General features: G+C 66.9%; 27 protein-coding genes. 11 read left to right on the top strand and 16 right to left on the bottom strand.

Annotation, left to right across the window (positions count from 1 at the left end; translation table 11 throughout):
* Nucleotides 1–92: 92 nt before the first annotated feature.
* The 3 genes from ABZS43_RS12450 to ABZS43_RS12460 all read left to right on the top strand — a co-directional run bounded on the left by ABZS43_RS12450 (nt 93) and on the right by ABZS43_RS12460 (nt 2954).
* Nucleotides 93–641 carry an OsmC family protein gene (locus ABZS43_RS12450; protein WP_355035948.1) on the top strand — a complete coding sequence of 183 codons (549 nt, stop codon included), beginning with the start codon at nt 93–95 and terminating at the stop codon, nt 639–641.
* The gene (locus ABZS43_RS12455; protein WP_355035949.1) at nt 638–1948 is read left to right on the top strand and encodes a bifunctional o-acetylhomoserine/o-acetylserine sulfhydrylase; all 1311 of its coding nucleotides are present in this window, start codon (nt 638–640) and stop codon (nt 1946–1948) included. The genes ABZS43_RS12450 and ABZS43_RS12455 overlap by 4 nt, the downstream gene beginning before the upstream one ends.
* 217 nt (nt 1949–2165) lie before the next feature.
* On the top strand, nt 2166–2954 hold the full coding sequence (locus tag ABZS43_RS12460; protein WP_355035950.1) for an SGNH/GDSL hydrolase family protein: 789 nt from the start codon (nt 2166–2168) through the stop codon (nt 2952–2954).
* Between the two features lie 58 nt (nt 2955–3012).
* Here ABZS43_RS12460 and ABZS43_RS12465 read toward each other — a convergent pair whose 3' ends face one another.
* Nucleotides 3013–3189 carry an MbtH family NRPS accessory protein gene (locus tag ABZS43_RS12465; protein WP_355035951.1) on the bottom strand — a complete coding sequence of 59 codons (177 nt, stop codon included), beginning with the start codon at nt 3187–3189 and terminating at the stop codon, nt 3013–3015.
* A 289-nt stretch (nt 3190–3478) separates the two neighbouring features.
* Nucleotides 3479–3784 (bottom strand): hypothetical protein, encoded by a 306-nt coding sequence (locus ABZS43_RS12470; RefSeq protein ID WP_355035982.1) that lies wholly within the window; start codon nt 3782–3784, stop codon nt 3479–3481.
* 210 nt (nt 3785–3994) lie between these two features.
* On the opposite strand from ABZS43_RS12470, the gene ABZS43_RS12475 reads away from it, so the two are divergent.
* A complete protein-coding gene (locus tag ABZS43_RS12475) occupies nt 3995–4531 on the top strand; it encodes a hypothetical protein (protein WP_355035952.1) in 537 nt (178 codons plus the stop codon).
* Between the two features lie 28 nt (nt 4532–4559).
* Here ABZS43_RS12475 and ABZS43_RS12480 read toward each other — a convergent pair whose 3' ends face one another.
* The 3 genes from ABZS43_RS12480 to ABZS43_RS12490 form a co-directional block, all read right to left on the bottom strand.
* Nucleotides 4560–5297 carry an FkbM family methyltransferase gene (locus tag ABZS43_RS12480; protein WP_355035953.1) on the bottom strand — a complete coding sequence of 246 codons (738 nt, stop codon included), beginning with the start codon at nt 5295–5297 and terminating at the stop codon, nt 4560–4562.
* 264 nt (nt 5298–5561) lie between these two features.
* Nucleotides 5562–6023 (bottom strand): hypothetical protein, encoded by a 462-nt coding sequence (locus tag ABZS43_RS12485; protein ID WP_355035954.1) that lies wholly within the window; start codon nt 6021–6023, stop codon nt 5562–5564.
* Between the two features lie 249 nt (nt 6024–6272).
* The gene (locus tag ABZS43_RS12490) at nt 6273–6548 is read right to left on the bottom strand and encodes a GlsB/YeaQ/YmgE family stress response membrane protein (protein WP_355035983.1); all 276 of its coding nucleotides are present in this window, start codon (nt 6546–6548) and stop codon (nt 6273–6275) included.
* Between the two features lie 227 nt (nt 6549–6775).
* On the opposite strand from ABZS43_RS12490, the gene ABZS43_RS12495 reads away from it, so the two are divergent.
* Nucleotides 6776–8395, top strand: coding sequence for an AMP-binding protein (locus ABZS43_RS12495; protein ID WP_355035955.1), 1620 nt, complete (start codon nt 6776–6778; stop codon nt 8393–8395).
* Between the two features lie 121 nt (nt 8396–8516).
* Here ABZS43_RS12495 and ABZS43_RS12500 read toward each other — a convergent pair whose 3' ends face one another.
* A complete protein-coding gene (locus tag ABZS43_RS12500; protein ID WP_355035956.1) occupies nt 8517–9440 on the bottom strand; it encodes a hypothetical protein in 924 nt (307 codons plus the stop codon).
* A gap of 326 nt (nt 9441–9766) precedes the next feature.
* Between ABZS43_RS12500 and ABZS43_RS12505 the strand changes: the two genes are divergently transcribed.
* Nucleotides 9767–11182 (top strand): hypothetical protein, encoded by a 1416-nt coding sequence (locus tag ABZS43_RS12505; protein ID WP_355035957.1) that lies wholly within the window; start codon nt 9767–9769, stop codon nt 11180–11182.
* An 11-nt stretch (nt 11183–11193) separates the two neighbouring features.
* Entirely contained in the window at nt 11194–11814 is a 621-nt protein-coding gene (locus ABZS43_RS12510; protein ID WP_355035958.1) for a DUF5134 domain-containing protein, read from the top strand.
* A gap of 75 nt (nt 11815–11889) precedes the next feature.
* On the opposite strand, the gene ABZS43_RS12515 is transcribed toward ABZS43_RS12510, so the two are convergent.
* Both ABZS43_RS12515 and ABZS43_RS12520 read right to left on the bottom strand, forming a co-directional pair.
* A complete protein-coding gene (locus ABZS43_RS12515) occupies nt 11890–12978 on the bottom strand; it encodes an NAD(P)-dependent alcohol dehydrogenase (RefSeq protein ID WP_355035984.1) in 1089 nt (362 codons plus the stop codon).
* Nucleotides 12975–13451 (bottom strand): DUF4334 domain-containing protein, encoded by a 477-nt coding sequence (locus ABZS43_RS12520; protein WP_355035959.1) that lies wholly within the window; start codon nt 13449–13451, stop codon nt 12975–12977. The genes ABZS43_RS12515 and ABZS43_RS12520 overlap by 4 nt, the downstream gene beginning before the upstream one ends.
* Nucleotides 13452–13539: 88 nt before the next feature.
* On the opposite strand from ABZS43_RS12520, the gene ABZS43_RS12525 reads away from it, so the two are divergent.
* On the top strand, nt 13540–14106 hold the full coding sequence (locus ABZS43_RS12525; protein ID WP_355035960.1) for a TetR family transcriptional regulator: 567 nt from the start codon (nt 13540–13542) through the stop codon (nt 14104–14106).
* Between the two features lie 36 nt (nt 14107–14142).
* Here the strand turns inward: ABZS43_RS12525 and ABZS43_RS12530 are convergent, their stop codons facing one another.
* The gene (locus ABZS43_RS12530; protein WP_355035961.1) at nt 14143–15153 is read right to left on the bottom strand and encodes a phosphatase PAP2 family protein; all 1011 of its coding nucleotides are present in this window, start codon (nt 15151–15153) and stop codon (nt 14143–14145) included.
* 644 nt (nt 15154–15797) lie between these two features.
* Between ABZS43_RS12530 and ABZS43_RS12535 the strand changes: the two genes are divergently transcribed.
* Nucleotides 15798–16535 carry a sulfite exporter TauE/SafE family protein gene (locus ABZS43_RS12535; RefSeq protein ID WP_355035962.1) on the top strand — a complete coding sequence of 246 codons (738 nt, stop codon included), beginning with the start codon at nt 15798–15800 and terminating at the stop codon, nt 16533–16535.
* Nucleotides 16536–16568: 33 nt separating this feature from the next.
* Here the strand turns inward: ABZS43_RS12535 and ABZS43_RS12540 are convergent, their stop codons facing one another.
* Entirely contained in the window at nt 16569–17666 is a 1098-nt protein-coding gene (locus ABZS43_RS12540) for a diacylglycerol kinase (RefSeq protein WP_355035963.1), read from the bottom strand.
* A 107-nt stretch (nt 17667–17773) separates the two neighbouring features.
* Here ABZS43_RS12540 and ABZS43_RS12545 point away from each other — a divergent pair, with 107 nt between their 5' ends.
* Together ABZS43_RS12545 and ABZS43_RS12550 are read left to right on the top strand one after the other, a co-directional pair.
* The gene (locus tag ABZS43_RS12545; RefSeq protein ID WP_355035964.1) at nt 17774–18514 is read left to right on the top strand and encodes a glucose 1-dehydrogenase; all 741 of its coding nucleotides are present in this window, start codon (nt 17774–17776) and stop codon (nt 18512–18514) included.
* Between the two features lie 104 nt (nt 18515–18618).
* Nucleotides 18619–19551 carry a hypothetical protein gene (locus tag ABZS43_RS12550; RefSeq protein ID WP_355035965.1) on the top strand — a complete coding sequence of 311 codons (933 nt, stop codon included), beginning with the start codon at nt 18619–18621 and terminating at the stop codon, nt 19549–19551.
* 12 nt (nt 19552–19563) lie between these two features.
* Here the strand turns inward: ABZS43_RS12550 and ABZS43_RS12555 are convergent, their stop codons facing one another.
* The 6 genes from ABZS43_RS12555 to ABZS43_RS12580 form a co-directional block, all read right to left on the bottom strand.
* Entirely contained in the window at nt 19564–20658 is a 1095-nt protein-coding gene (locus ABZS43_RS12555; RefSeq protein WP_355035966.1) for a mechanosensitive ion channel domain-containing protein, read from the bottom strand.
* A gap of 215 nt (nt 20659–20873) precedes the next feature.
* On the bottom strand, nt 20874–21911 hold the full coding sequence (locus ABZS43_RS12560; RefSeq protein WP_355035967.1) for an aldo/keto reductase: 1038 nt from the start codon (nt 21909–21911) through the stop codon (nt 20874–20876).
* Nucleotides 21908–22951 (bottom strand): aldo/keto reductase, encoded by a 1044-nt coding sequence (locus tag ABZS43_RS12565; RefSeq protein ID WP_355035968.1) that lies wholly within the window; start codon nt 22949–22951, stop codon nt 21908–21910. Before ABZS43_RS12565 ends, ABZS43_RS12560 begins: the two co-directional genes overlap by 4 nt.
* 11 nt (nt 22952–22962) lie before the next feature.
* Entirely contained in the window at nt 22963–24306 is a 1344-nt protein-coding gene (locus tag ABZS43_RS12570; protein WP_355035969.1) for an NtaA/DmoA family FMN-dependent monooxygenase, read from the bottom strand.
* The gene (locus ABZS43_RS12575) at nt 24306–25646 is read right to left on the bottom strand and encodes an LLM class flavin-dependent oxidoreductase (protein ID WP_355035970.1); all 1341 of its coding nucleotides are present in this window, start codon (nt 25644–25646) and stop codon (nt 24306–24308) included. The genes ABZS43_RS12570 and ABZS43_RS12575 overlap by 1 nt, the downstream gene beginning before the upstream one ends.
* The gene (locus tag ABZS43_RS12580) at nt 25643–26620 is read right to left on the bottom strand and encodes an acyl-CoA dehydrogenase family protein (RefSeq protein ID WP_355035971.1); all 978 of its coding nucleotides are present in this window, start codon (nt 26618–26620) and stop codon (nt 25643–25645) included. The genes ABZS43_RS12575 and ABZS43_RS12580 overlap by 4 nt, the downstream gene beginning before the upstream one ends.
* Nucleotides 26621–26729 lie beyond the last annotated feature (109 nt).

Raw genomic sequence — 26729 nt, forward strand, 5'->3', positions numbered from 1 at the left:
GATCGGTGGCATCGACCTCACCCCGACCATCTTTCCGCTCGAGCTGAATGTAACCATCGCGGAAACCGCCCAGCATTCCTAGCCTTCGTGGCATGACAACGGATCTCAGCACGCCGCTGAACGACATCGTCGACGCCACGGCGACGGCGGTCGCCGGGGACCCGGCGGCAGCATTGGTCGTGTTCCGGGCCACCGGCACGCCCGAAGGCGCCGTCGGCAGCGCGATCAGCCTCGGTCGGCACACCCTCCGGGTGGACGAGCCGCCTACTCTCGGCGGTGCGGGCACCGCGCCCAACCCGGTCGAGGTCTACCTGTCCTCGCTGATCTCGTGCCAGGTGGTCACCTACCGATTCTGGGCGCAGCGGCTGGGGATCACCATCGATGAGCTGTCCATCGACGCCGAGGGCGACCTCGATGTCCGCGGATTCTTCGGTCTCGATGACACTGTGCGGGCCGGATTCCAAGCCGTCCGGGTCACCGTGCGGGTCAGCGGTCCCGAGACCGCACAGCGCTACGCCGAACTACAGGAAGCAGTCGATAAGCACTGCCCCGTACTGGATCTCAGTACCGGGAAGACCCCCGTGCACACCACGCTCGTCACCGAGGAAACCTCCGCCGCACCGTCTGGAGCTCTCGCATGACCGACCTGTCCCCGGCCGCCGATCCCGCCCAGAGCTGGAGTTTCGAGACCAAGCAGATCCATGTCGGGCAGGTCCCCGACGGCACCACCTCCGCACGCGCGCTGCCGATCTACCAGACCACCTCCTACACCTTCCGCGACACCGATCACGCGGCGGCGCTGTTCGGACTGGCCGAGCCGGGCAATATCTACACCCGCATCATGAATCCCACGCAGGACGCGGTGGAACAGCGCATCGCCGCGCTCGAGGGCGGCGTGGCCGCGCTGCTGCTGTCCTCCGGGCAGGCCGCAGAGACCTTCGCGATCCTCAATATCGCGGGGGCGGGCGATCACATCGTGTCGAGCCCGCGGCTCTACGGCGGCACCTACAACCTGTTCCGGTACACGCTGCCGAAACTCGGTATCGAAGTGTCGTTCGTCGATGATCCCGACGACCTCGAGCAGTGGCGTTCGGCGATCCGCCCGAATACGAAGGCGCTCTACGGCGAGACGATCTCCAACCCGCAGAACCATATCCTCGATATCCCCGGTATCGCCGAGGTCGCGCACGCCGCCGGGGTTCCGCTGATCGTCGACAACACGGTCGCCACTCCGTACCTGATCCAACCGCTCGCGCACGGCGCGGATATCGTCGTGCACTCGGCGACCAAATATCTCGGCGGACACGGCACGGCCATCGCGGGTGTCATCGTGGACGGCGGCGGTTTCGACTGGCGCGGTGGACGTTTCCCCGGTTTCACCGAACCCGACCCCAGCTACCACGGCGTTGTCTACGCCGACCTCGGTGCTCCCGCGTACGCGCTGAAGGCTCGGGTGCAACTGCTGCGTGATCTCGGTTCGGCCGTCTCGCCGTTCAACGCGTTCCTCATCAGCCAGGGCCTGGAAACACTGAGCCTGCGCATCGAACGGCATGTGCAGAATGCGGGGGCCGTGGCGGAATTCCTCACCGAGCAGCAGGGCGTGACCTCGGTCGCCTACGCGGGTTTGCCCTCTTCGCCCTGGTATGAGCGCGCGAAGGCGTTGGCGCCCAAGGGCGCGGGCGCGATCATCGGTTTCGAACTCGCGGGCGGTGTCGACGCGGGCAAGCGTCTCGTCGAGGCGCTCACCCTGCACAGCCACGTCGCCAATATCGGTGACGTCCGCTCCCTCGTCATCCACCCGGCGTCCACCACGCATTCGCAGCTGACCCCCGAGGAACAACTCGCAGCGGGCGTCACCCCCGGGCTGGTGCGTCTCGCGGTCGGTGTCGAAGGCATCGAGGACATCCTCGCCGATCTGCGTGTCGGATTGGCGGCCGCGAACGCGTGATCCCTCGCCGGGGCGGTGGATGAGGGAACTCATCCACCGCCCCGACGCCAGCCGGGCACGAGTCGCCGCGCCGGATGTTCCCCGTGCGCCGCGATGGCCCGAACGCGAAGGGACGCATAGGATATTTCTGCGTCGTGGTGACCATGCGGCGCCGGTCGATGAGCGCAGCCCGCAGCACGCGCCGGGCCGAGTGAGCCGTCGACCCGCGGGAGTGCATGTGGAGCCGAACTCCGGATCCTGGACGTCGTACTCCCGTTATGTCGCTCTCGGCGACAGTCAGACCGAGGGTATCGGCGATCCCGACGGTATGGGTGGTCATCGCGGATGGGCCGACCGATTCGCCGAATTGCTCGACGCGGCGTATCCAGGACTGCACTACGCGAATCTGGCGGTCCGTGGACGTCGCGCCGGGCAGATCCGCGACGAACAACTGGAGTCCGCGGTGGCGCTCGATCCGGATCTGGTCACCGTCATGGCGGGGATGAACGATCTGATCCGGCCGCGCTTCGACCGGAAATCCCTGCTGACGGATCTCGATATCGTCTTCGGTACGCTCATCGACACCGGTGCGACCGTGGTGACCTTCACCTATCCGGATATCGGCGGCGTCGCCCCGCTCGTGCGCCCGCTCTCACCGCGCATCTACGCGTTGAACGACGATCTGCGCATGCTCGCCGAGGAGCACGGCGTCGTCCTCATCGATGTCGAACCCGTCGAGGCGACCGCCCATCCCCTGGTATGGGCCGACGATCGTCTCCATCTCAACCCCCTCGGGCACGACCTCGTCGCCCGCGCCGTCGCCGACGCCCTCGCCCTCCCCGGCTCCGGCGACACCTGGCGCGATCCGCTTCCCCGCACGCCGAGCACCTATTGGCACACCCTCGCCGCGGAATCGGTCTGGGCGACCCGTTATCTGCTGCCGTGGGTCGGTCGGCGGCTGCGCGGTCACTCCGCCGGCACCGGCCTGTATCCCAAACGGCCGGACCTACTTCCAGTTCTACTCTGAGCCGCGGGAGCGGCGCGGGTCGCGCACCAGTACGCCTCCGGCCGGACTCCGCGACGAATCAGAAGGCGAGCCCCGTCGCGGCGACCTCGAGGTATTCCGTGCACGCGCCGCGCGATGCGGGACCGAACACGACGTGCGATCCCCGGGGTGCTTCGGCGAAACAGGGCCACAGGGCGTATCGCTGCGCCGCGTCCATCAAGACGAAGAAGTCCTGTATCTCCTCGAAGGGCTGCATATCTCACCTCACCGTCGCGCGGCGTCCCTCAGTGCCCGGCTCCCGCGATGAGGAGCCGGGTTGCGCGAGCATCCGCGGGACTACGAATATTTCGTCTATGCTGAACAAGTGCTCAGCAGAACGACAGGATTGATATATAGCACTCGACCGCGTGCGGAGGCAACAGCGAACCTCGGGTCGCGCCGATACCGACGAACCGACGCGGACCCACCTGCATCAGGCCGTCACCGACCTGCTCACCAGCACACCGGAGTTCGCCGCTCGAATCCGGTCCCGGTTCAGTCCTCGCTCAGGTCCAGAGCACCGCGACCAGGACGTTCACGATCGCCAACCCGCCTGCGGCGTGGGTCATCCACGGAATATCCTTGCCGCGCTTGGCATCCGCGCGCCCCATCTCGGCGAAGGCCGCGACGAGGATCGCGATCACCAATTTGACCCCGACCTTGGCGTTGTCGGGATCCTTTCCGATCGAGTCGATCGCCGAGGCCATGCCGACCAGAATCAGCCCGCTGACGAGCTGGGCGCGTGCGCCCCACACCATCAGCTCCGAAACCTTCGGCTGCGCGGCAATGTACCCTCCGACCACCGCCGCCATGCCGAGCAGGTGCGTGACAACCACCACGTTGTAGAGGACTTCTGGCACGCTCACGTTGCGAACTCCCAACCGTTGGACGATAGAAGACCGTTCTACCGTGTCGATACCCTGTGACGCCGAGTCGGGGTCGTTCCGGCATCATGCGCCCGACGACCCCCGACCTGCCATCGCACGCGTAGATCCCGCGCCCGAAGGGGGGATTCGCCTACCGTGTCCGGCATGGTCGGCGGACTCGATGCGACGGAAACCCTGGAACAGCCGGGTAATCGACCCGATGCGGGCGGATTGGTCGCGATGCTGTCGGAAGCGGTGCGACGACTGGACGACGTTCCGTACGCGGCGGCGCCCGCGGTGGTGATGCTGGCCCGATGCTTCCACGGGTTCGCCGCGGTGGGGCTTTCCAGCATGGCGCTCTACGAGCACCACATTCCTCGTCCGCACGAATGTCTGGCGGTGGCACAGGAATGCGAGGCGATCAGTTACGAACTGATCGAGGTCATCGGGGAGAATCGCCGCATCGAGTACCGACTCGACCAGGAACTGGTCGTCGGCCGACTCCGCGATCCGATGCTGACCCGCACCGGGCCCGACCTGTCCGCATGCATCGCGCAGACCTTGCGGCTGGCCCACGGCCTCCGTGAAATTCTCGACCACATCGCCCGCGACCACACCGCGCCGGCGGAGATGCGCGAGGTGGCCGCCGTGGGTGCGCGATCGGCCGACTATATCTGGAGCCAGTACAGGTGAGCTGTACTCAGCGCCTACCGTCTCGGCCTCATCGACGCCGGGTGGCGTATACCTCGTGCAATTCGGTGCCGATCAAACTGGCGTCCTGCCTGGTGCGGGCCGTGAATCCGTGTGCGGTCAACAGATCACAGACCTCGACAAGGCGGCCGTCGATATCGTGGACCTCGACGACGACAGCGCGAATCCTCGGCCAATCGTCCTCGTCGACGCCATGCAGGACATCCAATTCGGCCCGCTCGACATCGACCTTGAGCACACCGATCTCGCTGTCGCGAGCGTGCTCGTCCAGGATCGCCGACACGGTGGTCACCTCGACCTCGATCTGCTCGCCTTCGTGCAGTTCTTCGGTGATGAGATCGATCGCCTCGTCGTTCAGACCGCTGTTGCGAAGGAAGATCTTGGTGGCTTCGTCGTCGGCGTCGCGGTCGGCGTAGAAACCCGAATTCGCCGATGCCCGCGGATACCAGGTGAACGGCAGCACCCCCGGTTCCGCGCCGACGCCGACGCGCAACGGAACCCCGCCCGGCACATAGGTCGCCATATTCCGTTGCAGGCAGTCGAAGGTCGCCGGAGCGGGCTCCGCGGTGACCACCTTGACCCCGGGACAGGTGTCGGCGAACATCATCGCGCTGAGCCCGATATTCGCGCCGATATCGACCGCGACATCGGAAGGCCGCAATTCGGCGGCGGCGAGCCGGTAGAACCCGGTCATCGACATTTCGCCCCACAGCATTCGCGCCTCGGCGGGACTCGTACAGGCGATCATCCTGCCGTCATCGAGCCGAAGTTGTTGAATTCGAGAGGAATTCGTTTCCATACGCTCACGTACCTTTCGAGGATCAGTCCGGAGAGGACAGCAGAGGGCATGATCGAACTCGAGATGGTGTACCGAACGCCGTCCATGATTCATCCGGACCGGCACTCACGCAAAATCGACCCGAGATCCGGCGCGCCTCACCGACGTGGGGCGGACCCGCGGAACTTCGCCACCGCGTGAGGATGACACGCGGTGGCGATCAGCGGCGAAGAATCAGCCCGCGGCTCCGGCCAGGATGTCGGCGCGTGTGAGTGCCGCGATGATCGTCTCCGCGGTGACACCGGGCGCCAGATCACATTCGGCGCCACGGGTGACCATGCGCAGCGGGGTGTCCGCTGGAATCCAGACGCGCAGGTGCCGCGCGATGGCGACCGCCTGACCGAGAGTGCCCGCGATGGTCAGCCCCCTGTCATCCATCTGCGCATAGCAGAGATCGCCCGGCTCTTCGATATCGGCGCGAATTCTGAGTAACTCTTCACGGCCGCCGCCGTGGAAATGGATACCGGCCTGCGCCGGATCGGTGAACACCTCGGGGCGGTAGTAAGCCATGGCCTCGAAGACCAGGGTTCGCAGCGGGATGCGCCCGCGCCCTTCGATCGGGGAGGTCATCGCCGGTCCGTACACGCCGTAGTCCGAGAAATACCACTTCGAGTTGCGCTCGACGATCACTGCCACGCTGCCTCCTCACGACTCGAAAGGGCTGAGACGATCGTGCACCAGCTGGGTCTTCGTCACATTCGTAACAGATGACCGGTGTCGCGGAGGAGTAACGAACCGATCTGTTACCCGAGTGATCTTGTGCGGGCTCGCGCGAGCGGGGTACATCGCCCCACTACTCACCGGCGGGGTGATCCGAATACGTGGGCGCACAGCGAAAAGGCAGGCGCGGGGATGACTGTCCCGCACCTGCCTCTGCCGTACCTGTTACCGCACCGAGCGCCCGCGACCGGTCACCAGATTGACCAGGAACAGCAGGATCACCGCGCCGCCGAGGCAGGTGAAGAAGCTGAACCACAGGCCGCCACCCTCGACGTCGACGCCGAAGAGCTTCAGGAGGAAACCGCCGAGCAGGCCGCCGACGACTCCGACGACGATGTTGAGCAGGATGCCCTGCTGAGCATCGGTTTTCATGAACTTGCTGGCGATCCATCCCGCCAGCCCGCCGATGATGATCCAACCGAGGATTCCGAGACCGAGCATCATCTTCTCCGATTCTTGAGCCGAGCGCCTCACCGATCGAGAACGCTTCGCCCAGGGCATACCCCGGACCGTCAGACTAAACCAGAAACCTTCGCCCCAACCCCGATCGGCCGCATTGTTCACCTCGACGGCGCGAACCGGCTACTGCTATCATCCAGACACCTGTCCAGCGCCCTGTCCCATGACCTCCCCGGGGCAGACGCGTCACCACCCCATCGAGCACTGTGATGTCGAGCAATTTCGCTGACCTTTTCGAGCAGGCCGCCGACCGCGTGCCCCGCCGTGCCGCGGTCGTCCACGGCGATCACACCGTGACCTTCGCAGAGCTGGATATCCGCGCCAACCGGATGGCCCATGTGCTCGCCGCACGCGGCGTGGGATCGGGCACCCACGTCGGGTATCTCATGCACAACAGCATCGAGACCGTCGAAACCATCCTGGCGTGTTTCAAACTCGGCGCCGTCCTGGTGAACGTCGGCTACTGGCACGGCTGGGCACAGGTCCGGCATGTGTGCGACCACGCCGATCTCGAACTCCTCGTCCACCACCGCTGCTATGAGCATCTGGTCGACGCGGCAGGGCCGAGCCTGCCGAAGCTGCGCCACACCGTGGCCGTCGCGGACGAGTTCGCCGATCGGAGGCCGTCACCGCGCATACCCGCCCTGGAGACGCAACTGCGCGCAGGTCTGCCGCTGCGCCCGGTGTCGGCCCGCGGCGGCGAGGATCTGATGCTGCTCTACACACTCGGCACGACCGGCCCGCCGAAGGCCATCATGTGGCAGCACCAGGATCTGGCGAGAGTTCTGGACGGCAGCATGGACTTTCACCTCGAGCGGCTCGGCGCGCGCAAACTGCGCGGCTCCCACCCCCGCTCCGGCCACCCGCGATGGCTGGTTCTCGTACCGCTCGGTGACGCGGCCGGGATCATGCCGACCCTCACCGCGCTCCTGTGCGGGCACACGGTCGTCGTAACGTCACGGTTCGATCCCGACGAGATATGGCGGATCGTCGCGGAGAAGCGACCGGCGGTCCTGGTGGCGACGGGCGACGCGATGGCTCGCCCGCTACTCGACGCCTATCGACGGCGACCCACGGACGCCACATCGCTGACGACCATCGCCTCGTGTGCCGCCCCGCTGTCGCAATCGGTGAAAAACGAACTGCTCGAACAATTCCCGTTGGCCGATATCTTCGAATCGATCGGATCGTCCGAAACCGGTCTGCGCGGCGCGAGCGTGGCCCGTAAAGACGACGATCTCGCCCGCCGCTCGCGCTTCCAGCGCGCCCCCGGCACCACCGTCGTCGATGCCGAGGGCAGGCCGACCGCGGTCGGCGCCGAGGGGTATCTCGCCGCGACCAGAAACCTGCCGCTCGGCTATTACAAAGACCGATCCGGCACCGATACGCTGCTCCGCGCGACCGGGCCGGAATCCCTCGCTATTTCCCAGGACGTCGCCAGAGTCGAATCGGACGACTCGATCACTTTCATCGGTCGGCGCGATACCTCGATCGATATCGACGGCGTCACTGTTTTCGTCGAGGAGGTCGAGAACGTGCTCAGATCCCACGACACGATCCGCGACGCGATGGCGATCGCGCTTCCCCATCCACGGTGGGGCAGCCAAATCGCGGCACTCGTCTGCACCGCCGAGGGAACCGCACTGTCCTTCGCCGCACTCAAACAACATCTCTGCCGTCATCTGGAGTGGTCGAAAGTGCCCCGGCTGATCTGGAGCGCGCCGACCCTGCGGCGCTCCCCCAGCGGCAAGCCCGACTACTACTGGGTCCGGCGCTATATCGCCGAACGGGTTCCCCATCATGTGCTCGCGCCCCGCGATCCGGCGTGAATCCGGGCCCGACGACGGTGACGGCGAGTTACCGATGGGACCTGCGCAGGTCCGGTAGACCTGTTGCACTACAACGGACTTCGCCGACCCGATCGGCGGCGGTCACGAGCCGGGGCATCGATCACACGAGAGGCGTTGTCGCGCTGGGGCCCTGGCGGTACCGCGTCATCGTCAGGCGCTGTTCGACGGCGTTGTATTCCGGAATCGGCAGCGGGAACCAGTAACTGCCGTCGAGCCACATCTGCCCGAGCAACGGGACCGGCTTGTGCAGGATATTGACGCCCCGACCGTGCGGCGGTTGCGTGAAAGAGCCGACGGATGCGCCGTCGATGAAGAATTCCACGAGCTCGTGGTCGAGGCGAACGGCGTAGGCGTGATCGTCGGCGAGCAGGGCCGGGTCGAGCATCGTGATCTTCGGAATCAACTCGCCGCCGCGTTTGACCATGAGGAAGAAGCCACGGGGCAGTTCGGATCCGAGCACGTTGAAGATCGGGCGCGTGAGTGCGCTCGCGTCACCGACGAGTCCGTGCGAGCCGTTGTACATGAACCAGGCGATCTCCAGGCCGAGAGGGTCGATCGAACGGTTCGACACACCCCACCCGGCGGTGCCGTTGTGGCTGGTCATATCCGGCGCGCCCTTGATATCCATGGTCATGGTCTGACCGGGCTCGAAAACAGGTTCGGCCAGGATCTCGGAGTTGTTGTAGGGGAACAGACCATCGATCGTGGGCGGGTTGACCATGGTGACGCCGTCCGCGCCGTAACTGGTGCCCGAGTACCCGACATTCGTATTGCACCAGTCGCCGACCGGCGCGGTGGCGAAGGTCTCGTCCATGGCGCGGGTGGGGCGCGGGGCGCCGGTGCCGATATATCCGGCGAAGGCGTTCACGTTGAGCACCGCGCAGTTCGGCAGACCGTCATCGACGCCGGGGACCTGGATATTCGGATCGGCGACGGCCACACCGGCTGCCATCACCGTGGCGAGAACGACACCGGTCGCTCCCGCCATCATCGCGCGCTGCCGCCGAATCGATGCACTGCTCATGAATTTCTCCCGCATACGTGGTTGAGGTAATGAGATGATGCGTAGCGAACCATATCAACATCTCATCAATTCCGTCACACGAGGCGAACCCTTCCGAGTAGTTGATAGAGTTGATATCTAATTATTTCATTGCCGCATCGCCGCGGCCCGAAGAAGCGAGCACCGATGCCGTGCTGTCTCCTCGCCGGTTACCTCTCCGCCGGTGTGCACCGACTCTGGCGGCGGCTGCGCGACCGCCCCATCGACGCGGTCGACTTCGCCCCGACCGCCCACCGCGCGGGCCCCGCTGACCCGCGCTCCACCCGCACACGGACAGAGGCCGCCTGATGACCGCACCGGCACCGCAGACCATGCCGTCCGTCTCCGAATCGAGCGCCGACGATCTCGCGTTCCAGCGCTATGTCCTCGACCTGGCACTGCAACCGCTCGATCGGTTCGACGGCTTCGACCGCATCGAACAGATCGGCGGCAGCGCGCTGCGCTACCAGTTGAATTTCATCGGGTACGCGCTCGCCATGGCGCAGTACACGAGAACCCCCGCCTTCACCGGCTACCTCGCTGAAGCGCAGCGCAACGCCATTGTCAAGATGTGTGACAAACGGGTCTGGGGCTACTGGGCCGCCGAAAGCCTGATCGGCTACGCCAGGATCAACACCGATCCCATGCGGCACGCGAACGTCATGTACACCGGCTACTTCGGCGTGATGCTCGGCCTGTACGAAACTCTCAACGCCGACCGGACTTTCGACCGCCCCGGCTCGCTGAAACTGACCTGGAGCCCGCGCCGGGTGCACGACTACGATTTCGCCCGGCTCTCCCGTGCGATCCGCCGGAATATGCACGCGCGCGAGAACTGTCCGCAGTACGCGTGCGAGCCCCACCTCATCTATCCGATCTGCAACGTCTTCGCGTTCAACACCCTGGTGATGCACGACCGCCTGCACGGCACCGATCTGACCGGAGACCTGGTCGACCGGATCCGCCACAGCTATCTGCACGACGGCTGGCGGCTGCGCGACGGCCGATTCATCCCCGGCAGACTCGGTCCTTCCCTCACCATCAGCAGGCCGGTACTCGGCTATGACGCGGGCATGGTCGCCTGGCTGAACGCGATGATGCCCGACCTGGCCCGCGACACCTGGACCACCATCCGGGATCGGTTCGTCGACTTCGACGGAAGCAGCGTTCGGCTGCGCGGGAGTTCGCGCGCCCGTGTCGATCTCGGTAACTACAACGTCGTCAACGGCGACGGTATGACCAGGATTTTCGTGGCGACCGCCGCCGCCGAGATGGGCGAACTCGATCTCGCCGAGGCGCTCACCCGTTCCATGGGCGAGCGGTATCGAGTCGTCGAACGCGACGGCGCGCGGCGTTTCGCCGGAGTCTCGACCGTCACGAACGCCCACCACGCACTGACCCGATTCGTTCGGCCGAACGGCTTGCGCGACCTGATCCTCGGCACGGTGCCCCCGCAATGGCGGACCGGCCCCGTCCTGGCCGAAGCGGCATATCCCGATGTGCTGGTCGCCAAAGCCGTCACCGACGGGGCTGGCCTCGAACTGGTGCTGCGGCCGGGTCGCGGCGATCGACGGGTGCGGCTGGGCATTCACCGGCTCATCCCGAACCGGAGCTACCGCGTCACGGGTGCGACCGAATCGATCGTGTCCGCGAACGCGCACGGCGAGAGCGTCATCGAAGTCGACCTCGGCGGGCGCACCGACGTGCGCGTCACTCCGGCCTGATTCGGCGGGACGTGGATCACGCGAATCCGGCGCCCCGGGCGACCGCGGCGTTGATAACGCTGTGCCTTGTCGCCGCCGTCGTGGCCTGTGCGCGGCTGATCAGGTCCGGCGCCGTGCCGACAGGGCCGGGTCGGTTCGGGCGGGGCGCGGATCTCGTGCACGCGGTCATGCTCGTCGCCATGGCCGCGATGTGGAGCGCGGCGGGCGCGGCGCTTCCGATCACGTTCTGGCGCAGCCTGTTCGGGATGGTGGCGGCGGTTTCGCTGCTGTGGCTGATCGTCGGGAGCGCCCGCGCGGACTCGGCGAATCGCGGCGAGCAGGCCGGCGCCGCCCTGTATCACTGCGTCGCCGCGATCGCGATGATCTACGCGACACTCACCTCGCACGGATCGCATTCCGAACACGACCAACACGCGACGACGCATGTCACGAGTCCGCCGATCCCGGCGATCGGATGGTTTCTGGTGACACTGTTCGTCCTCGACGCGCTGGTCGTGACGGTCGCGGCGATCCGCGCGCCCCGGCAGTTCGGCAACACCCGGCCCGCGACGATCGCGGCGGTATTCCCGCACGCGACCATGGATTTCACGATGGCGGTGATGCTGGTGCTCGCCCTGCGATCCCCTGGCTGAACAACCGCGGCGTGGATCGACGCGGCGACGAATCGGAGGGTCCCCGGTCGACGCGACCGCGAGGTGCAGCGGTGTTCACCAGGTCAGGACCGGCTTGACGACGTGTCCGGCGCGCTGATCCTCGAGCGCGCTCCGAATATCGGTGTGCGAGTACGCGGCGACCAGCCGATCGATCGGGAATCGGCCCGCCGCATGCAGTTCGAGCAGATGCGGGATGAAGGTGTGCGGATCGGCGTCGCCTTCCAGACAACCGCGAACGGTCTTGCCGCCCAGCACGATATCGCGGAGATCGATGGCGGGAACACCCGCGCCCAACCCGACGGCGACGACCGTGCCACCGACGGCGAGCGCCGCGGCGGCCTGCGCCAGTACGGTCGCCGATCCGGTGGTGTCGAGGGCATGGGTCGCACCGCCCGCGGTGACGTCGCGAATCACCTCGGTCGTCTCGCCACGAGCCGGATCGATCGCCGCCACCGCACCGAGGGACAGTGCCAACTCGCGCCGCGCGCCATTCGGTTCGACCACGATGATCTGCTCGATCCCGGCCACACGCGCGGCGAGGACACCGGCCATACCCACCGCCCCGGCCCCGTAGACGACCAGTGCCGCATCGGGTTCGGGACGCAGGACATTGAGCACCGCACCGGCGCCGGTCTGGAAACCGCAGCCGAGCGGTGCGGCGAGAACCGGGTCGGTGCCCTCGTCGACGACCACGGTGTTGTCCGGGGTGCTCAGGGCGTAACCGGCGAAGCTGGACTGCCCGAAGAACCCGTCCCGGACCGGCAAACCCCCCGCCGTGATTCGCGGTGTCCGGTCGGGACGGGAGCCGAACTGGTTCAGCGCCATCGAACGCCTGCAGTAGGCGGGTCGCCCGCCGCGACAGCTCGCGCACTGCCCGCAATGACGGAAGGTCAGGACAACGCGATCACCGGCCCGCACCGGCCCGGCGTCGGCGCCGACCGCTTCGACGACACCCGCGCCCTCGTGTCCGAGCAGCACCGGCCGATCCGCGCCACCCGCGGCACGGGTGACCAGATCGGTGTGGCAGATGCCGACGGCCTCGATGCGGACCAGGATTTCCCCGGCGCGCGGCGTATCCACCTCGACGTCCTCGATGCTGAACGGCGCGGCGGGATCGCGCGAGAGCAGCGCGGTGGTGGTCAGCACGAGCCGTCCCGCTCGAGCAGGAAGTAGAAGTATTCGCCATCGGCGAGTACCAGGTCGGGGCGGCCGTTCATGATGCCCATCAGGGTCGACTCGTCCAGCCGCTTGAAGTGATCGAAAACCGGGCGGCTGTCGTAGACCATCGTCGCGGTGACCTCCCCGCGGAATTCGATATTCCACAGGCTCGCCTCGCCGCCGCCGAGTTCGACATTGGAGAACAGCGACCCGTCCTCGGCCCGGCAGATCAACGGCTCGGCGCGAGTGAGCGAGTGGAAATTCTTGCCGTACCAGCGACTGGCGGGCAGCGCCCGGCACAGCGGGTGACCGGTGGCGAAGGCGGCGCCGCGCCATCGGCCGAGGATCTCCTCCGCGCGCACGGTCGGCAATTGCGCCCACAGCGCATCCAGTTCCGCGGTCGACACCCCCGATTCTCGCGCGGCCAGCTCCCTCCAGGACTCCACGGCAGTTGCCATCGGCGACCCACACCCTTCCATCTCGAGAACCATTTGGTTCGTGAACCTTATCCACGAACCAAATGGTTCGGCAAGATACGATGCCGGAATGCGCGCCGCCGGACATGCCACCAGGGAACGGATCCTCGCCGCCGCCAAGGCCGAGTTCGCGACATACGGCGTCGCCGGGGCCAGGATCAATCGCATCGCCGCCGAGGCGAAGGCGAGCAAGGATCGGCTGTACGCCTATTTCGCGAGTAAGGACGCGCTGTATGCTGCGGTCACCGAGCAGTGGGCAGACCACACGACCGCCGAGACGGCGCTGGACGCGGCCGATCTCCCCGGTTATGTCGGCCGATTGTTCGACCACTACATCCGGCACCCGGACAACGCCCGCCTCCAGGCCTGGGCCGATGTCGAACAGCTCTCCATCCCGGAGGCCGAACAGGTCGTGCGACGTGTCATCGCCGCGAAGATCACCGAACTGGAACGCGGCCAGCGCGAAGGTCTGATCACCTCCGATTTCGCGCCCATCACCCTGATCGTCATGCTCACCGATCTGGCCCGCACCGCCGCCGTGCACGCCACCAGGGACGACGGCCCGCACAACATCACCGAACGCCGCGCCGCAGTCGTGCTGGCGGCGCGCCGACTGGTCACACCCGAGAATCCGTGAAGCACAAGGCGGTATCGACCAGCGCGACGTCCGCGCTCAGGTATCCGCGCCGACACGGCTTTCGCGCGCGGTCGCGCCTTCGCGCTCATCCGTCGCGGGCGACTCCCGTCGACCCGAGGCTCGGTATCGCTCCCACATCCGCACCAGCACGACGGTGATTCCCACGTAGACGTAGCCGAGAAGTACATCGATGACATAGTGCTCGCCGCCGTAGACAAGGGTGAACGCCATCGCGAACGGGTAGAGGACCAGCGGGACGCGCAGCCACCACCTGGTCAGCACCGGCCATAGCGTCACGGTCACCAGGACGGCGAAGGCGGTATGCAGCGACGGCAGGGCCGCGACGTAATTGCCCTGATCCTCCAGCCATTTCGCGCTGACGTCCGGCGAGACCATCCCGAGTCCGAATCCCGAGACGCGCCGCACCTGCTCGTCGATCGCGCCTTCGCGGCTCGCGTACCACGGCGGCGCGGCGGGCACCAGGATGTAGGTCACCAGCGCGAGATACGACAGCAGGAGGATGCGGCGCATATATCGCGCCCACAGTGGACGCGAATACACGTAGAAGATCGCCGCCAGCGCCCACGGGACGATGAAATGGGTGGTGTAGACGACACCGATGGCAGGCGTCCACCAGGGCTGGCCGTCGCCCGCGAGATTCTGCTGCAACCACACCGTGGGGAGAGCGCCGCCGAAAAGCCCGCGCTCGGCCGTCACGAGTTCGTGCATGCGCAAAGGCATCCCGACGGTGTCGGCGAGATCGCGGGTGAGGTCGTAGACCAGCAGCACCGCCACCAGCGGCAGCCAGTCCACCAGCACCCGCAGATGGTCGCGCCACGGCCGATCGATGGTGAACGCGATGATGCCGGTGAGGATCCAGGCCACCTCGGTCAGGCGTCCGCCGGGGAGAATGCCGATGAGAATCCCGATGACCAGTGCGATCAGGTACGCGTACCGCACCGCCACACGCACCGCGCGACGTGTCCCGCGCGGATACTCTTCCTCGGATACCGCCGCCCGAGTCACTTCGGTGGACAACTCCGTCATTTACCCAGTGTACTGACACAATTTCGCAGCGAATTCGCTACGTATCCGGCCTCCCGTAACCCAACTGACACCTCTCTGCCGCGGCCTCCCATCAACATGATGCGACTGGGCCTGCACCCCAAGGGATTCGCCCACCGGCTGCGCAACCTGGACCAGATACGCGCGATCCTGTCGCCGCGCCTGGCCCATCAGGTGCGGCCACCGGCGATCCGGAGCTGAAGACTCTCCACGAGGAACTGCTGACCTACGCCGCGCCCGCAACCGACGCCGACCCGGCCGAGTTCGTGCTACCGATCCGGCTGGTCCACCACGGTGTCGAACTGTCGTTGTTCAGCACGGTGACGACCTTCGGCACCGCCTTGACATCACCCTGTCCGAAATCGCCGTCGGCGCGGAGACGGGGCCTTCTATGACGATGATCATGGTCGATCCTTCGTCGGTGGCGGCTTGCCTGGCGAGGCGCGTGATGGTGTGACCGAGACTGGTCTTCGCTTCGGGTGTGAAGGCCGGGGAAGCCGGCCGACGCGATCCCCGAGTTACCGGCCCGTATAGTTCCCTGACACAGGAGGCTCCGCCTCTCGGTGATCCGAGGGCGCGGGGCCTTTGCCGTGACCCCGTCCCCGCACCCCACCGGAGAATCCGCGTTGACCGTTCTCACCTTCGTTCTCGTGGTCGTCGCGGGATTCTTCGCGGGACTCGTCGGCTACGTCACCGGAATAGCCTCGCTCATCTCCTATCCCGCATTGCTCGCGGCGGGACTGTCACCGGTGTCGGCCAATGTCACCAACACCGTCGCGATGGTCGCGGTCGGGGTCGGATCCACCACGAATTCGGGCGCCGCGCTCGCCAAGGACGGCCGCAAACTCGTTCTCTGGGCGGCGTGCTCGGCGATCGGCGGCATCGCGGGTGCGGCTCTGCTGCTGCTCACCCCGGCAGGCGCGTTCGAGGTGATCGTGCCCTTTCTGCTCGTAGCGGCGTCGGTGAGTCTGCTGCTCCAACCGACATTGCGCGCGTTGGCGGGCGATCGGGAGTTCCCGCGCCTGTATCCGCTCGGCATGGTCGCCATCGCCGTGTACGGGGGCTATTTCGGCGCGGGCGTCGGAGTGATGTTCTTGGCGCTCATTCTGGTCTGCACCTCGGAAAACATCTGGCGCGCAAGCATATTGAAGAGCTATCTGACCGGGATCGCCAATCTCGTCGCGGCGATCGGCTTCGCCTTCTTCGGCCCGGTGCACTGGCTGGCCGCCCCGGCGATGGCGATCGGGGCCTTCGCGGGCGGCTGGTGCGGGCCCCCGGTGGTGAAGGTCTTGCCGCCGGCCGCCGTGCGGGTCGCGGTCGCCCTCTGCGGTATCGGCTTGGCCGCGTATCTGGCGTCGACCTGAACCCGCCGGGCGGCGCGGCCCGCGACACATCCGCTATCGCGCCCGCGGCGACGCATTCGGCGCGGTGAACAGCCCCTTACCCGTGATGAACGGCAGATCGAGGGTGGTCCGGATGCCGGGGGCCGCCGCGACCACCGCGGGTATCGCGTTGACGATCCGGCCCGCCGCGGCCACGATGGCCGCGTGATTATGATCGCCGACGCGGCTGGTGGGGCAGATATCGACGCTGTATGACGGTTCGCCGGTGATCTCGACCCGATACGAACCGCCCGGCTGCGCGGGCCGCGGCCAATCGGGGCACAGATCCTCGCGCAATCGGGTGACGTGCTCGATGACTATCGCCGGATATCCGTTCACCAGCCCGCGTACCTCGAACCGCAGCGCCGCGAGCCCGCCGCGCGCGATGGCGCCCGCCGCGATATCGAAAGCCTCGGCGGCGGGCACCCGCTCGTAGGTTTCGGTGATCTCGTCGACGGTGATGCCGAGTCCGGTCGCCAGCTGCCGGACGGCCGGGCCCCACGCGATACTCAACACGCCCGGCTGCAGCAGCATCGGCACCTCGTCGAGTGATCTGCCGAATCCCATCACGTCGAACATCACGGTGGATCCGTCGTAGGTGGCGTAGTCGGCGATTTCCATGCAGCGCACCTGTTCGATGCGCTGACAGGTACTCGCGAATGCCAGCGGGATCAGGTCGTTGGCGAATCCCGGATCGACGCCGGTGACGAACAGGCTCGCAGCACCCTGTGCCGCGGCCTCTTCGACACCCGCGAGGTACTTTCTCGGAAGCACCCCCCACGGATATTGCAGGAGTCCCGGCGCCGAGCCGACGACATTCACCCCCGCGGCGAGAATGCGGCGGCAATCCTCGATGGCCTCGTGCAACCTGGTGTCGCCCATGGCGCAGTACACGACGCAGTCGGGACGTGTGGCGAGCACCTCGTCCAGGCTGGCGACGGCGGCGATGCCGGTCGGGAGATCGAGCCCGGCGAGTTCGGCGGCGTCCTTGCCCACCTTGGACTCCGTCGACACGCATACCCCTGCCAATTCGAGTTCGGGGTGCGTGATGATTCCCGCCAACGCCAACCTGCCGACGTTGCCGGTGCCGACGTGCGCTACACGCAAAGACATTCGGGATCTCCTCCTGGAAGTTCCTGCGATCCGGCGGACAATTCCGCCGATCATAGTTCCGGACAAGTGTCTAGAACACATTCCAGTCGTATGCTAGCGTGACGTCCATGGGACGTGTAGATGACAAAGTCGCACTCATCAGCGGTGGCTCACAGGGCATGGGCGCGGCCCACGCGCGCCTGCTCGTCGCGGAGGGGGCCCGTGTCGTCATCGGCGACATCCTCGACGACGAAGGCAAGGCGCTGGCCGAATCCCTCGGCGACGCAGCGCGTTACATCCACCTCGATGTCACCCAGCCCGACGACTGGACCGCCGCCGTGGACGAGGCGGTGCGCGAATTCGGCAAGGTCGACGTCCTGGTGAACAACGCGGGCATCGTCAACGGCGGACCTCTGCAACGCTTCGATCTGGACAAGTGGCGCACGATCATCGACGTGAACCTCACCGGCACCTTCCTCGGCATGCGCGCGGTGGTCGATCCGATGATCGCGGCCGGTGGCGGCTCGATCATCAATGTCTCCTCCATCGAGGGCCTGCGCGGCGCACCGTGGGCGCACGGTTACGTCGCCTCGAAATGGGCCGTGCGCGGGCTGGCGAAATCGGCGGCGCTGGAACTCGCCCCCCACAGAATTCGGGTGAATTCGCTGCATCCGGGACTGATCCGCACTCCGATGACGGCGAATATTCCCGATGATCTCGTGACGATCCCGCTCGGCCGCCCCGCCGAACCGGCCGAGGTATCGACCTTCGTCCTCTTCCTCGCCAGCGACGAATCCGCCTATTCCACCGGCTCCGAATTCGTCGTGGACGGCGGGCTGGTCACGGCGGTTCCACACAAAACCTCGTGAGCGCCACCGCCTTCGGGTGGCCGAGAAGAGACGGGCCGAGGGAATCCGTAGTGAACTGTCAGTAACGTCTATCTTCCGCGCGGCGGCGTGGTTAGTCTCGACGGGTGCTGAGACAGCGGTACCTGACGCGCAGAGCGACGCTTTCCCTCGCGGCCGCGGCGGCCGGTGCGGTCGTCACCGGCGGGTTCGGCGCCACGGCCAACGCCGAACCAGATTCGCCGAATACGAGATATCGCGGGTATTCCGAGCGTGATCACGCCCGGCCTTACGCGAAATACATGGCCGACCGCACGACGCGCGAGCCCGCCCCGGTGGCCGCCGCGTACGCGGGCCCCGCCACACCCGCGCAGGACATTCCCGACCACTCGGCACTGCGCGGCGATCTCGCCGCGACGGGGTACTCGCGGGTCGAAACCGGCTATGGAAGAACGGTTTCCGGCCAGACATGGGTGGCGGTGCACACCGTGATGCCCGGCGTCACCTCCGCCATGTGGGACTGGTGGTTCGGCTGGCATTCCTCGGAATCGGCGCGCTACAAACTCTGGCATCCCGACGCGCACCTGTACGCGGGCATCGCCGCCGACCGGACCGCCGAGCCGATCCCCGACCGCGACAAATACATCGGCAACATCTCCTACGTCGACGAGTACATCGGGCCGAAACTGCAGCAGCTGGCCATCGCGTTCCAGGATCCGCTCGCGCACGGATTCGATGTCCCCGAAGGGCATACGACGATCCTGGCCAGGGTCGGCAGCAGCGTCGCTCCGGTGGATGTCGGGTGGCTGGCCCACCAGGTCAGGCCGATCGCCGGGGGATGCGAGATGCGCAGCCGCTTCTACCTCGACATGTGGGGTCTGCGCGTCCCCGATCTCGGCAGGGCCGCCGATGCCGTCGGACGCGGCCCCTCGGTCGATCCTCGCGATCTGGCGGCCGATCTCGACGCGGCCCGAGAGCTGTTGCTGCACTGCGGCCAGGAGATGAACCACCTGGCGCGCTTCCTGCCCGACCTCTACCGGGAATTCCGGCGGACAGCGTGAGACCAGACGGGCTCACTGCTCGCCTTCGCCGCGAGAACCGTTGACGCTCATCGTCATTCGTCGCTGCTCCGGGTCCGGTCCCGCTATCGCGGTCGGAATCTTCGGTAACGCCCGCGGATGGGTGCGGCCGAGCCAGTCGAGCAGTTCTTCACGGACCGCGCAGCGCAGGGTCCAGACGTCATCGGCGTCGGCGGCCGACATCGTGGCACGCACGACGATATTGGTCGGCGTGCTCTCGGTGACCACCACACCCCATTCGCGACCGTCCCACTCCCGGCGTTCGTTCAGGTACTCGCGCAGATGCTCACGCAACAGCGGTATCGGTGCGCTGTGGTCGAGATGCAGGAATACGGTGCCGGTGATCTGCGGACCGCCCCGTGACCAGTTCTCGTACGGTTTGCTGTTGAAGTAGGAGACCGGCATGGTGAGCCTGCGATCGTCCCAGATCCGCACCGTGAGGAACGCGAGGGTGATCTCCTCGACGACACCCCACTCCCCCTCCACCACAACGGTATCGCCGATTTTCACCGAATCGCCGAACGCGATCTGCAACCCGGCCATGAGATTGCTCAGCGTCGACTGAGCGGCCACGCCCGCGATGATGCCGATCACGCCCGCCGAGGCCAGCATCGAGGCGCCCAGGGCGCGCATACTGGGGATGAGCAGCAGAATCGCCACCGCCACGGTCGTGACCACCAGCACCGAGGTGACGATGCGGCGCACGAGACCGAGTTGGGTGCGCAATTGCCGCACGCGCGAGACCTCGCTCGTGCGTGCGGCGTAGCGGTGCAGCAGATTCTCCGCCACCGCGTCGGCGGCGCGGATGACCAGCCAGGCGGCGGCCATGATCGCCATCGCCGCGAGCGCCTTCCTGATGACGACGTCCTGACGTGAATCCAGGTGCGCCAGCGGATAGGTGGCCTGTAACGCCAACGTCCCCAGCAACATCTGCAGCGGTAGACGGAGTCTTCGCAGTGACAGCGGCGTCGGGGAATCCGGGCGACGACGCGCGCTGAAACGCAGCAGTCGATCGATCAGCATGCCCGCGCAGACGGTGATCGCGATGGTCCCCGCCACTACGATGAGCGGCCGTAGTACTTCCTCCAAGAGTTCGAACTCCTCTCGTCGTCACGGCCGTGTCGCGATGCGCACGGCCGTGACGACTCCGTCGTCGACTCGCAACAGGCAATCGCTTACCCGCTCGTGCCGACGATCCACACCGCGACGGCTGTGACGAATGCCACTGGTGGCGCGGTGTTCCGGAGGCCGCTCGACTGTCGGAATCGGCCGCGTCGCTTCCGAATCGGCGACGGCGACCTTCGTCAGGCGACCGACCTGCGCAACGCGGATTCGGCCAGCGCCCGGGGAATGGCCCCGGTGTCACGTTCGGCGAATACCGTTCCCGCAGGCACGATCTCATCGATGCGATCGAGCACATCCGCGCCGAGGGTCACCTCGGCTGCGCGCAGGTAGGCGTCCAGATGCTCGCCGGTGCGTGGGCCGATGATCGCCGCGGTGACGTCGCGATGCGCAAGGACGAATCCCACGGACAGCTCGACCAGTGTCAGCCCGGACTGTTCGGCGAGTTCCGCGAGCGCGTCGGCGGCGGCGAGTTTGGCGGCATTGGCGGGCGCGTCGATATCGAAGCGTCCGGGAATCAGATCGGCCCGGTGCGAATGCGGCTGCTGCGCGCCGATCCGGTACTTCCCGGACAGCCACCCCGCCGCGAGTGGACCGTAGGTGATGACGCCGAGCCCGTATTTCCGCGCGATCGGCAGGGTCTCGCGTTCGATTCCGCGTACCAGCGGCGAATACGGAACCTGTTCGGTAGCGGGACGATTCCACTTGCGCCGGTCGGCCACCCACTGCGCCTCGACGAGTTCGGCGGGTGCGAAGACCGAGGTGCCGTAGTAGCGGATCTTGCCCGCGCGCACCAGATCGTCCAGCGCGCCGATGGTTTCCTCGATGGCGGTCACCGATTCGGGCCGGTGCACCTGGTAGAGGTCGAGATGGTCGGTGTCGAGCCTGCGCAGCGAATCCTCCACGGCACGCGCGATCCAGCGCCGGGAATTGCCCCGGTGGGTGGGATCGTCATCGACCGCGTTGTGGAATTTGCTGGCGAGGATCACAGTGTCGCGGCGACCGCGCAACGCCTTGCCGACGATCACCTCCGACTCCCCGCGCGAATAGGTGTCGGCGGTGTCGATGGCATTGATCCCGGCGTCGAGCGCGCGGTGGATCAGCGCGATCGATTCCTCCTCGGTGGTGCTGCCGCGCGCGCCGAAATTCATGGCGCCGAGTACGTACGGGCTGATCCGTACACCGGTGCGGCCGAGCAGACGGAGGTCGGACAGGCTCATCGGAGGGCTCCTGCGGGGTCGCGGCGGCGGGTGGCGGCATCGGTGAGCGAGGGCGGCAGATAGCCCTCGTCGGCGGGGCTGATCGTCACCCCTGGTGCCACGATCTGGTCGACGCGATCGAGAATGTCGGCGTCCAGGCGCACATCTACCGCGCCGAGCTGGGTTTCCAGCTGGTCGAGGGTGCGGGGGCCGATGATGACGGTGCTCACCGCCGGATGCTGCAGGACGAAGGCCAGCGACAGATGGACCAGCGACAGGCCCGCGTCGTCGGCGAGTTTGGCCAATTCCTCGGCGGCGGCGCGTTTGCGCTGGTTGGCGGCCAGTTCCGGATCGTGCCGGTGCGGCTGACGGTCGAGTCGGCTGGATTCGGTCGCCGCCTCCCCCGCGCGGTAACGCCCGGACAGCCAACCGCCCGCGAGCGGACTCCAGGTCAGAACGCCGAGGCCGTACTGCTGCGCGATCGGGAGCGTGGCCCGCTCCGCGCCCCTGGCGAGAATCGAATACGGCGGCTGCTCGGTGACCGGCCGGTTCAGATTGCGATCCTGCGCCACCCACTGCGCCTCGACCAGTTGGTGCGGCTCGAAGGTGGTGGTGCCGTAATAGCGGATCTTGCCCGCGGACACGAGGTCGTCGAGTGCGCGCAGTGTCTCCTCGATCGGCACCTCCGGCTCCGGCCGGTGCACCTGGTAGAGATCGAGGTGATCGGTGCCGAGACGGCGCAGGCTGTCCTCCACCGCGCGGATGATCCAGCGGCGCGAATTACCCCTGGTATTGGGATCGGCGCCGATCTGGCCGTGGAATTTGCTGGCCAGCACCACTTCCGCGCGTCGACCGGCCAAGGCTTTGCCGACGATCTCCTCGTTCTCGCCCTGGGAGTACACGTCGGCGGTGTCGACCACATTGATACCGGCGTCGAGCGCCCGGTGGATGATCCGGGCGGCGTCGTCGTGATCGCGGTTGGCCCATGCCCCGAAATTCATGGCGCCGAGTGTGAGCGGGCTGACCAGGACACCGGTCCGGCCCAGATAGCGATGTGTCATCGTCCGGTACGTCACTTTCTTGTCGTGAAAACTGTCTGGCGGGCAAGGGAATTCGCCGGTTCGGCCAAGCCGAGGTGACCACGCAGGGTGTGATGTTCGTACTCGTGGCGGAACAGGCCGCGGCGGCGCAGTTCGGGCACCACCTGGTCGACGAATTCCTCCAGATAGGAGGGCAGGACCGCGGGGATGATCGTGAACCCGTCGATTCCCGCGTTGCGGAACCACAATTCGATATGGTCGGCGACCGATTTCGGAGTTCCCGCGACCACCCGGTGCCCGCCGAGGAATTCGGTCAGCAGACGCCGCACCGGATATCCGGTTTCGGTGGCGTACCTGATCAGCGAGGTGAAGAAACCCTGCGGGCCGACGCGCCCCTCCGGCAGCACGGTCAGCTGTCGCGGCAGCGGTGCGTCGAGATCGATATCGGCATCCGGGTATCCAAGCCAATTCGCCAGCGCCCGCACCGGCGCGCTGTCGGGATGCAACCTGCCCTGAAGTCCGTCGAAACGGTCCCTGGCCTGCGCCTCGGTCGCGCCGAGTACCGGAACCAGGCCGGGCAGGATGCGGATGGTGTCCCCGTCGCGCCCCGAATACGTCGCCGCGGCGCGGATCTCCTCGGTGAATTCCCGTGCGGCGGAAAAGCTCAGCTGTGTCGTGTAGATGGCCTCGGCGTGCCCGGCGGCGAAAGCCCGCCCCTGCGGCGATGCTCCCGCCTGCACCAGAACCGGCCTGCCCTGCGGCGATCGGGTGACGTTCAACGGCCCCGCCACCGAATAGAACTCACCCCGGTGCCCCACCGCGTGCACGCGCTCGGGATCGGCGAATCGACCGGATTCCTGATCGCCGATGATCGCGTCGGCTTCCCAACTGTCCCAGAGCTTCTCGGTGAGCTCGACGTATTCGCCCGCACGGCGGTAGCGTTCGTCGCGCTCGGGCAGCTGACGCACCCCGAAATTGCGGGCCGCGTTCGGATCGAAGGTAGTCACCACATTCCACCCGGCCCGCCCGCCCGTCGCGTGATCGAGCGACAGGATGCGGCGCGCGAGGTTGTAGGGCAGGTTCAACGAGGTGGTCGCGGTGGGGATGAGCCCGATCCGCTCCGTCGACACCGACAGCGCCGCCGCGAGCAGAATCGGGTCGAGCGTGGCGGCGGGCGCCCGCGCGATACCGGGCTGCTGCACCGGAATATCCGGAAAGAGCAGTGCGTCGAGCGCGCCGCGTTCGGCGATCGCGGCGATCCGCTGATAGTGGTCGAGCCGAATGAACGCGTCGGCGGGCAGGCCCGGCTCCAACCACGCCGCCTGGTGATATCCAGCGCTGCCGATATTGACGAAGAACCGTAGTCTGCGCTCCATCACGCGGCTCCCTCGTGTCGATGGGCGACGTACCCAGGTATGGGCAGGCCGAGATGTTCGCGCAGGGTGGTCCCGGTGTATTCGGACCGGAATACACCGCGCTCGCGCAGAATCGGTACAACGCCGGAGACGAAATCATCGAAGCCGCCGGGCAGGACATCGGGCATCAGGTTGAAGCCGTCGGCGATACCTTTGTCGACCCAGTCGATGATCGCGTCGGCGATCTGTTCGGGCGTGCCGGTGACGATGCGATGTCCGGCGCCGCCGCCGAGCCTGCGCAGCAATTGCCGCACGGTCAGGTTCTCCCGGCGCGCGAGGCCGAGCGCGATCTTGTAGAAGGTCTGGGATCCGCCGGCCTCGTCGGGATCGGCCAGGAGCTGCCACGGCAGCTGTGAATCCAGTGCCAGCGCGTCCTGGTCCACGCCGAGCTGTCCCGCCAGCCTGGCCAGCGCGTATTCCGGCGGAACCAATTCGGCGAGCAGTTCGCGCCGTTCGGCGGCCTGCGCCTCGGTCGCGCCGATCACCGTCGACAGGCCGGGCAGAATCACCACATCCTCCGGCCGCCGCCCCAGCGCCGCCGCGCGGGCCTTGATGTCGCGGTAGTACTCGTCCGCCTCGTCCTCGGTCTGGGCCGCGGTGAAGATCACCTCCCCCACCCGCGCGGCCAGCGCGCGACCGTCCTTGGACGCGCCCGCCTGCACCACAACCGGCTCACCCTGCGGTGAGCGCGGCACGTTGAGCGGACCCTCGACGTCGAAATGCGCGCCGCGGTGCGCGGCCGGGTGGATCTTGTCCCAGTCGGCGAAGCGGTGGTTCGCCTTGTCGCCGACCAGGGCGTCGGGTTCCCAACTGTTCCAGAGCTTTCGGACCACCTCGACGAATTCCGCGGCGCGCTCGTAGCGAGCGGCGTGTTCGGGTTCGGCGTCGAATCCGAAATTGGCGGCGGCGTCGGCGCCCGCGGTCGTCACCACATTCCACCCGGAACGACCGCCGCTGAGCAGATCCAGTGACGCGAACCGGCGGGCCACGTCGTAGGGGTGGTTGTAACTCGACGACAGCGTCGCGATCAACCCGACGCGGCTGGTGGCGGCGGCCACCGCGGCCAGCACTACCGAGGGTTCCAGGCTGTTGAAGGGCCGGTAGCGCAGATCCTCCCTGATCGCGGGCCCGTCGGCGAGGAAGACGGCGTCGAAGGTCGCCGCTTCGGCTTGTTCGGCGATCCGCACGTAATGCTCGAGGGTGAAACCGGCGGCGGGATCGGTGCCGGGGAAGCGCCACGAGCCGCCGAAGACACCGGCGTTGAGGATATTGACGTTCAGATGGACCTGTCGGCGGCTCATACCTGTTTCTCCTCGGGGTCACGGCCCGCCGCGAGCGCGGCGCGACCGAGGTTCGCCAGCACGAAATCGCTCTGCGGGGTGTGGATTCGGCCGACCATGGCGTTTCGGTGATGACGTTCCAGCGGATGCTGCCGATCCAGGCCGGGATTGCCGGTCAGGTCAAGCGCGGATTCGGTGACGCGAATGGCGGTGGTGGTGGCGACATGTTTGGCGAGAGCGGGCAGCGGCCCGTCGGCGTCGGGGGCGAGACTGGCGACACCTTGGCGCAGCAGCGCGCGACTGGTCTGGATCCACGCCTCGATTTCGCCGACCCGGTCGTGGTAGCGCGGCACGGTCGCCAACGACGCGCCCAATGCGGTGGGCACCCTGGTGTGCAGGTAGCGGACAAGCCAGTCCCGCGCGGCGACGGCGACGCCGTTGTAGTTCGCGGCGAGCAGCAGGGGCAGCGCCTGACGGGCGGGCCTGCGCGTTTTCGCGGTGCCGTCGGCGGGATCGCGCGATTCCACGAGCCGCGCGTGCGGCACCACCGTGCCGTCGAACACCACCGACTGCGTGTCGGAGGCGCGTAATCCCAGGTGGTTCCACGTCTTCTCGATCCGCCAGTTCGTGCTGTCGCGGTCGAGCAGGAAGGTGGCGATACGCGGCGTCGGTTCGGCCGTAGTGGTGGTCACGGTGAACCAGCTCAGGCCCGAAATGCCGGTGGCGTAGGCCTTTTCGCCGTCGATGCGCCAATCACCCGAGGCAAGCCTGGTCGCGGTCGTCGCGGGGGCACCGCCGCGCGAGAGGCTGCCGAGTTCTCGTTCGACCGCCAGTCCGTTGATCAGCGCGCCGTCCTCGGCCGCCGAGCGGAACACCCGCTCCTTCAATTCCTTCGGCCACGGATTGTCGGGGCGCGCCAGACTCAGATGGTTGGTGTAGTTCCATTGCAGGATCAGTCCGACCGAAGGATCGGCGGCGCCGATCCGTTCGATCACCTCGACGGCTTCGGCGATACCCGCGCCGTGGCCCCCCCAATAGGGGGGGCCCCCGAGCGCGGGGGGGCCCGAAAAGGAAGGGAGAGGGGGGGGGGGGGGAAGAGTGTTG

It is taken from the genome of Nocardia sp. NPDC005366 (assembly GCF_040606855.1).
Taxonomy (GTDB): Bacteria; Actinomycetota; Actinomycetes; order Mycobacteriales; family Mycobacteriaceae; genus Nocardia.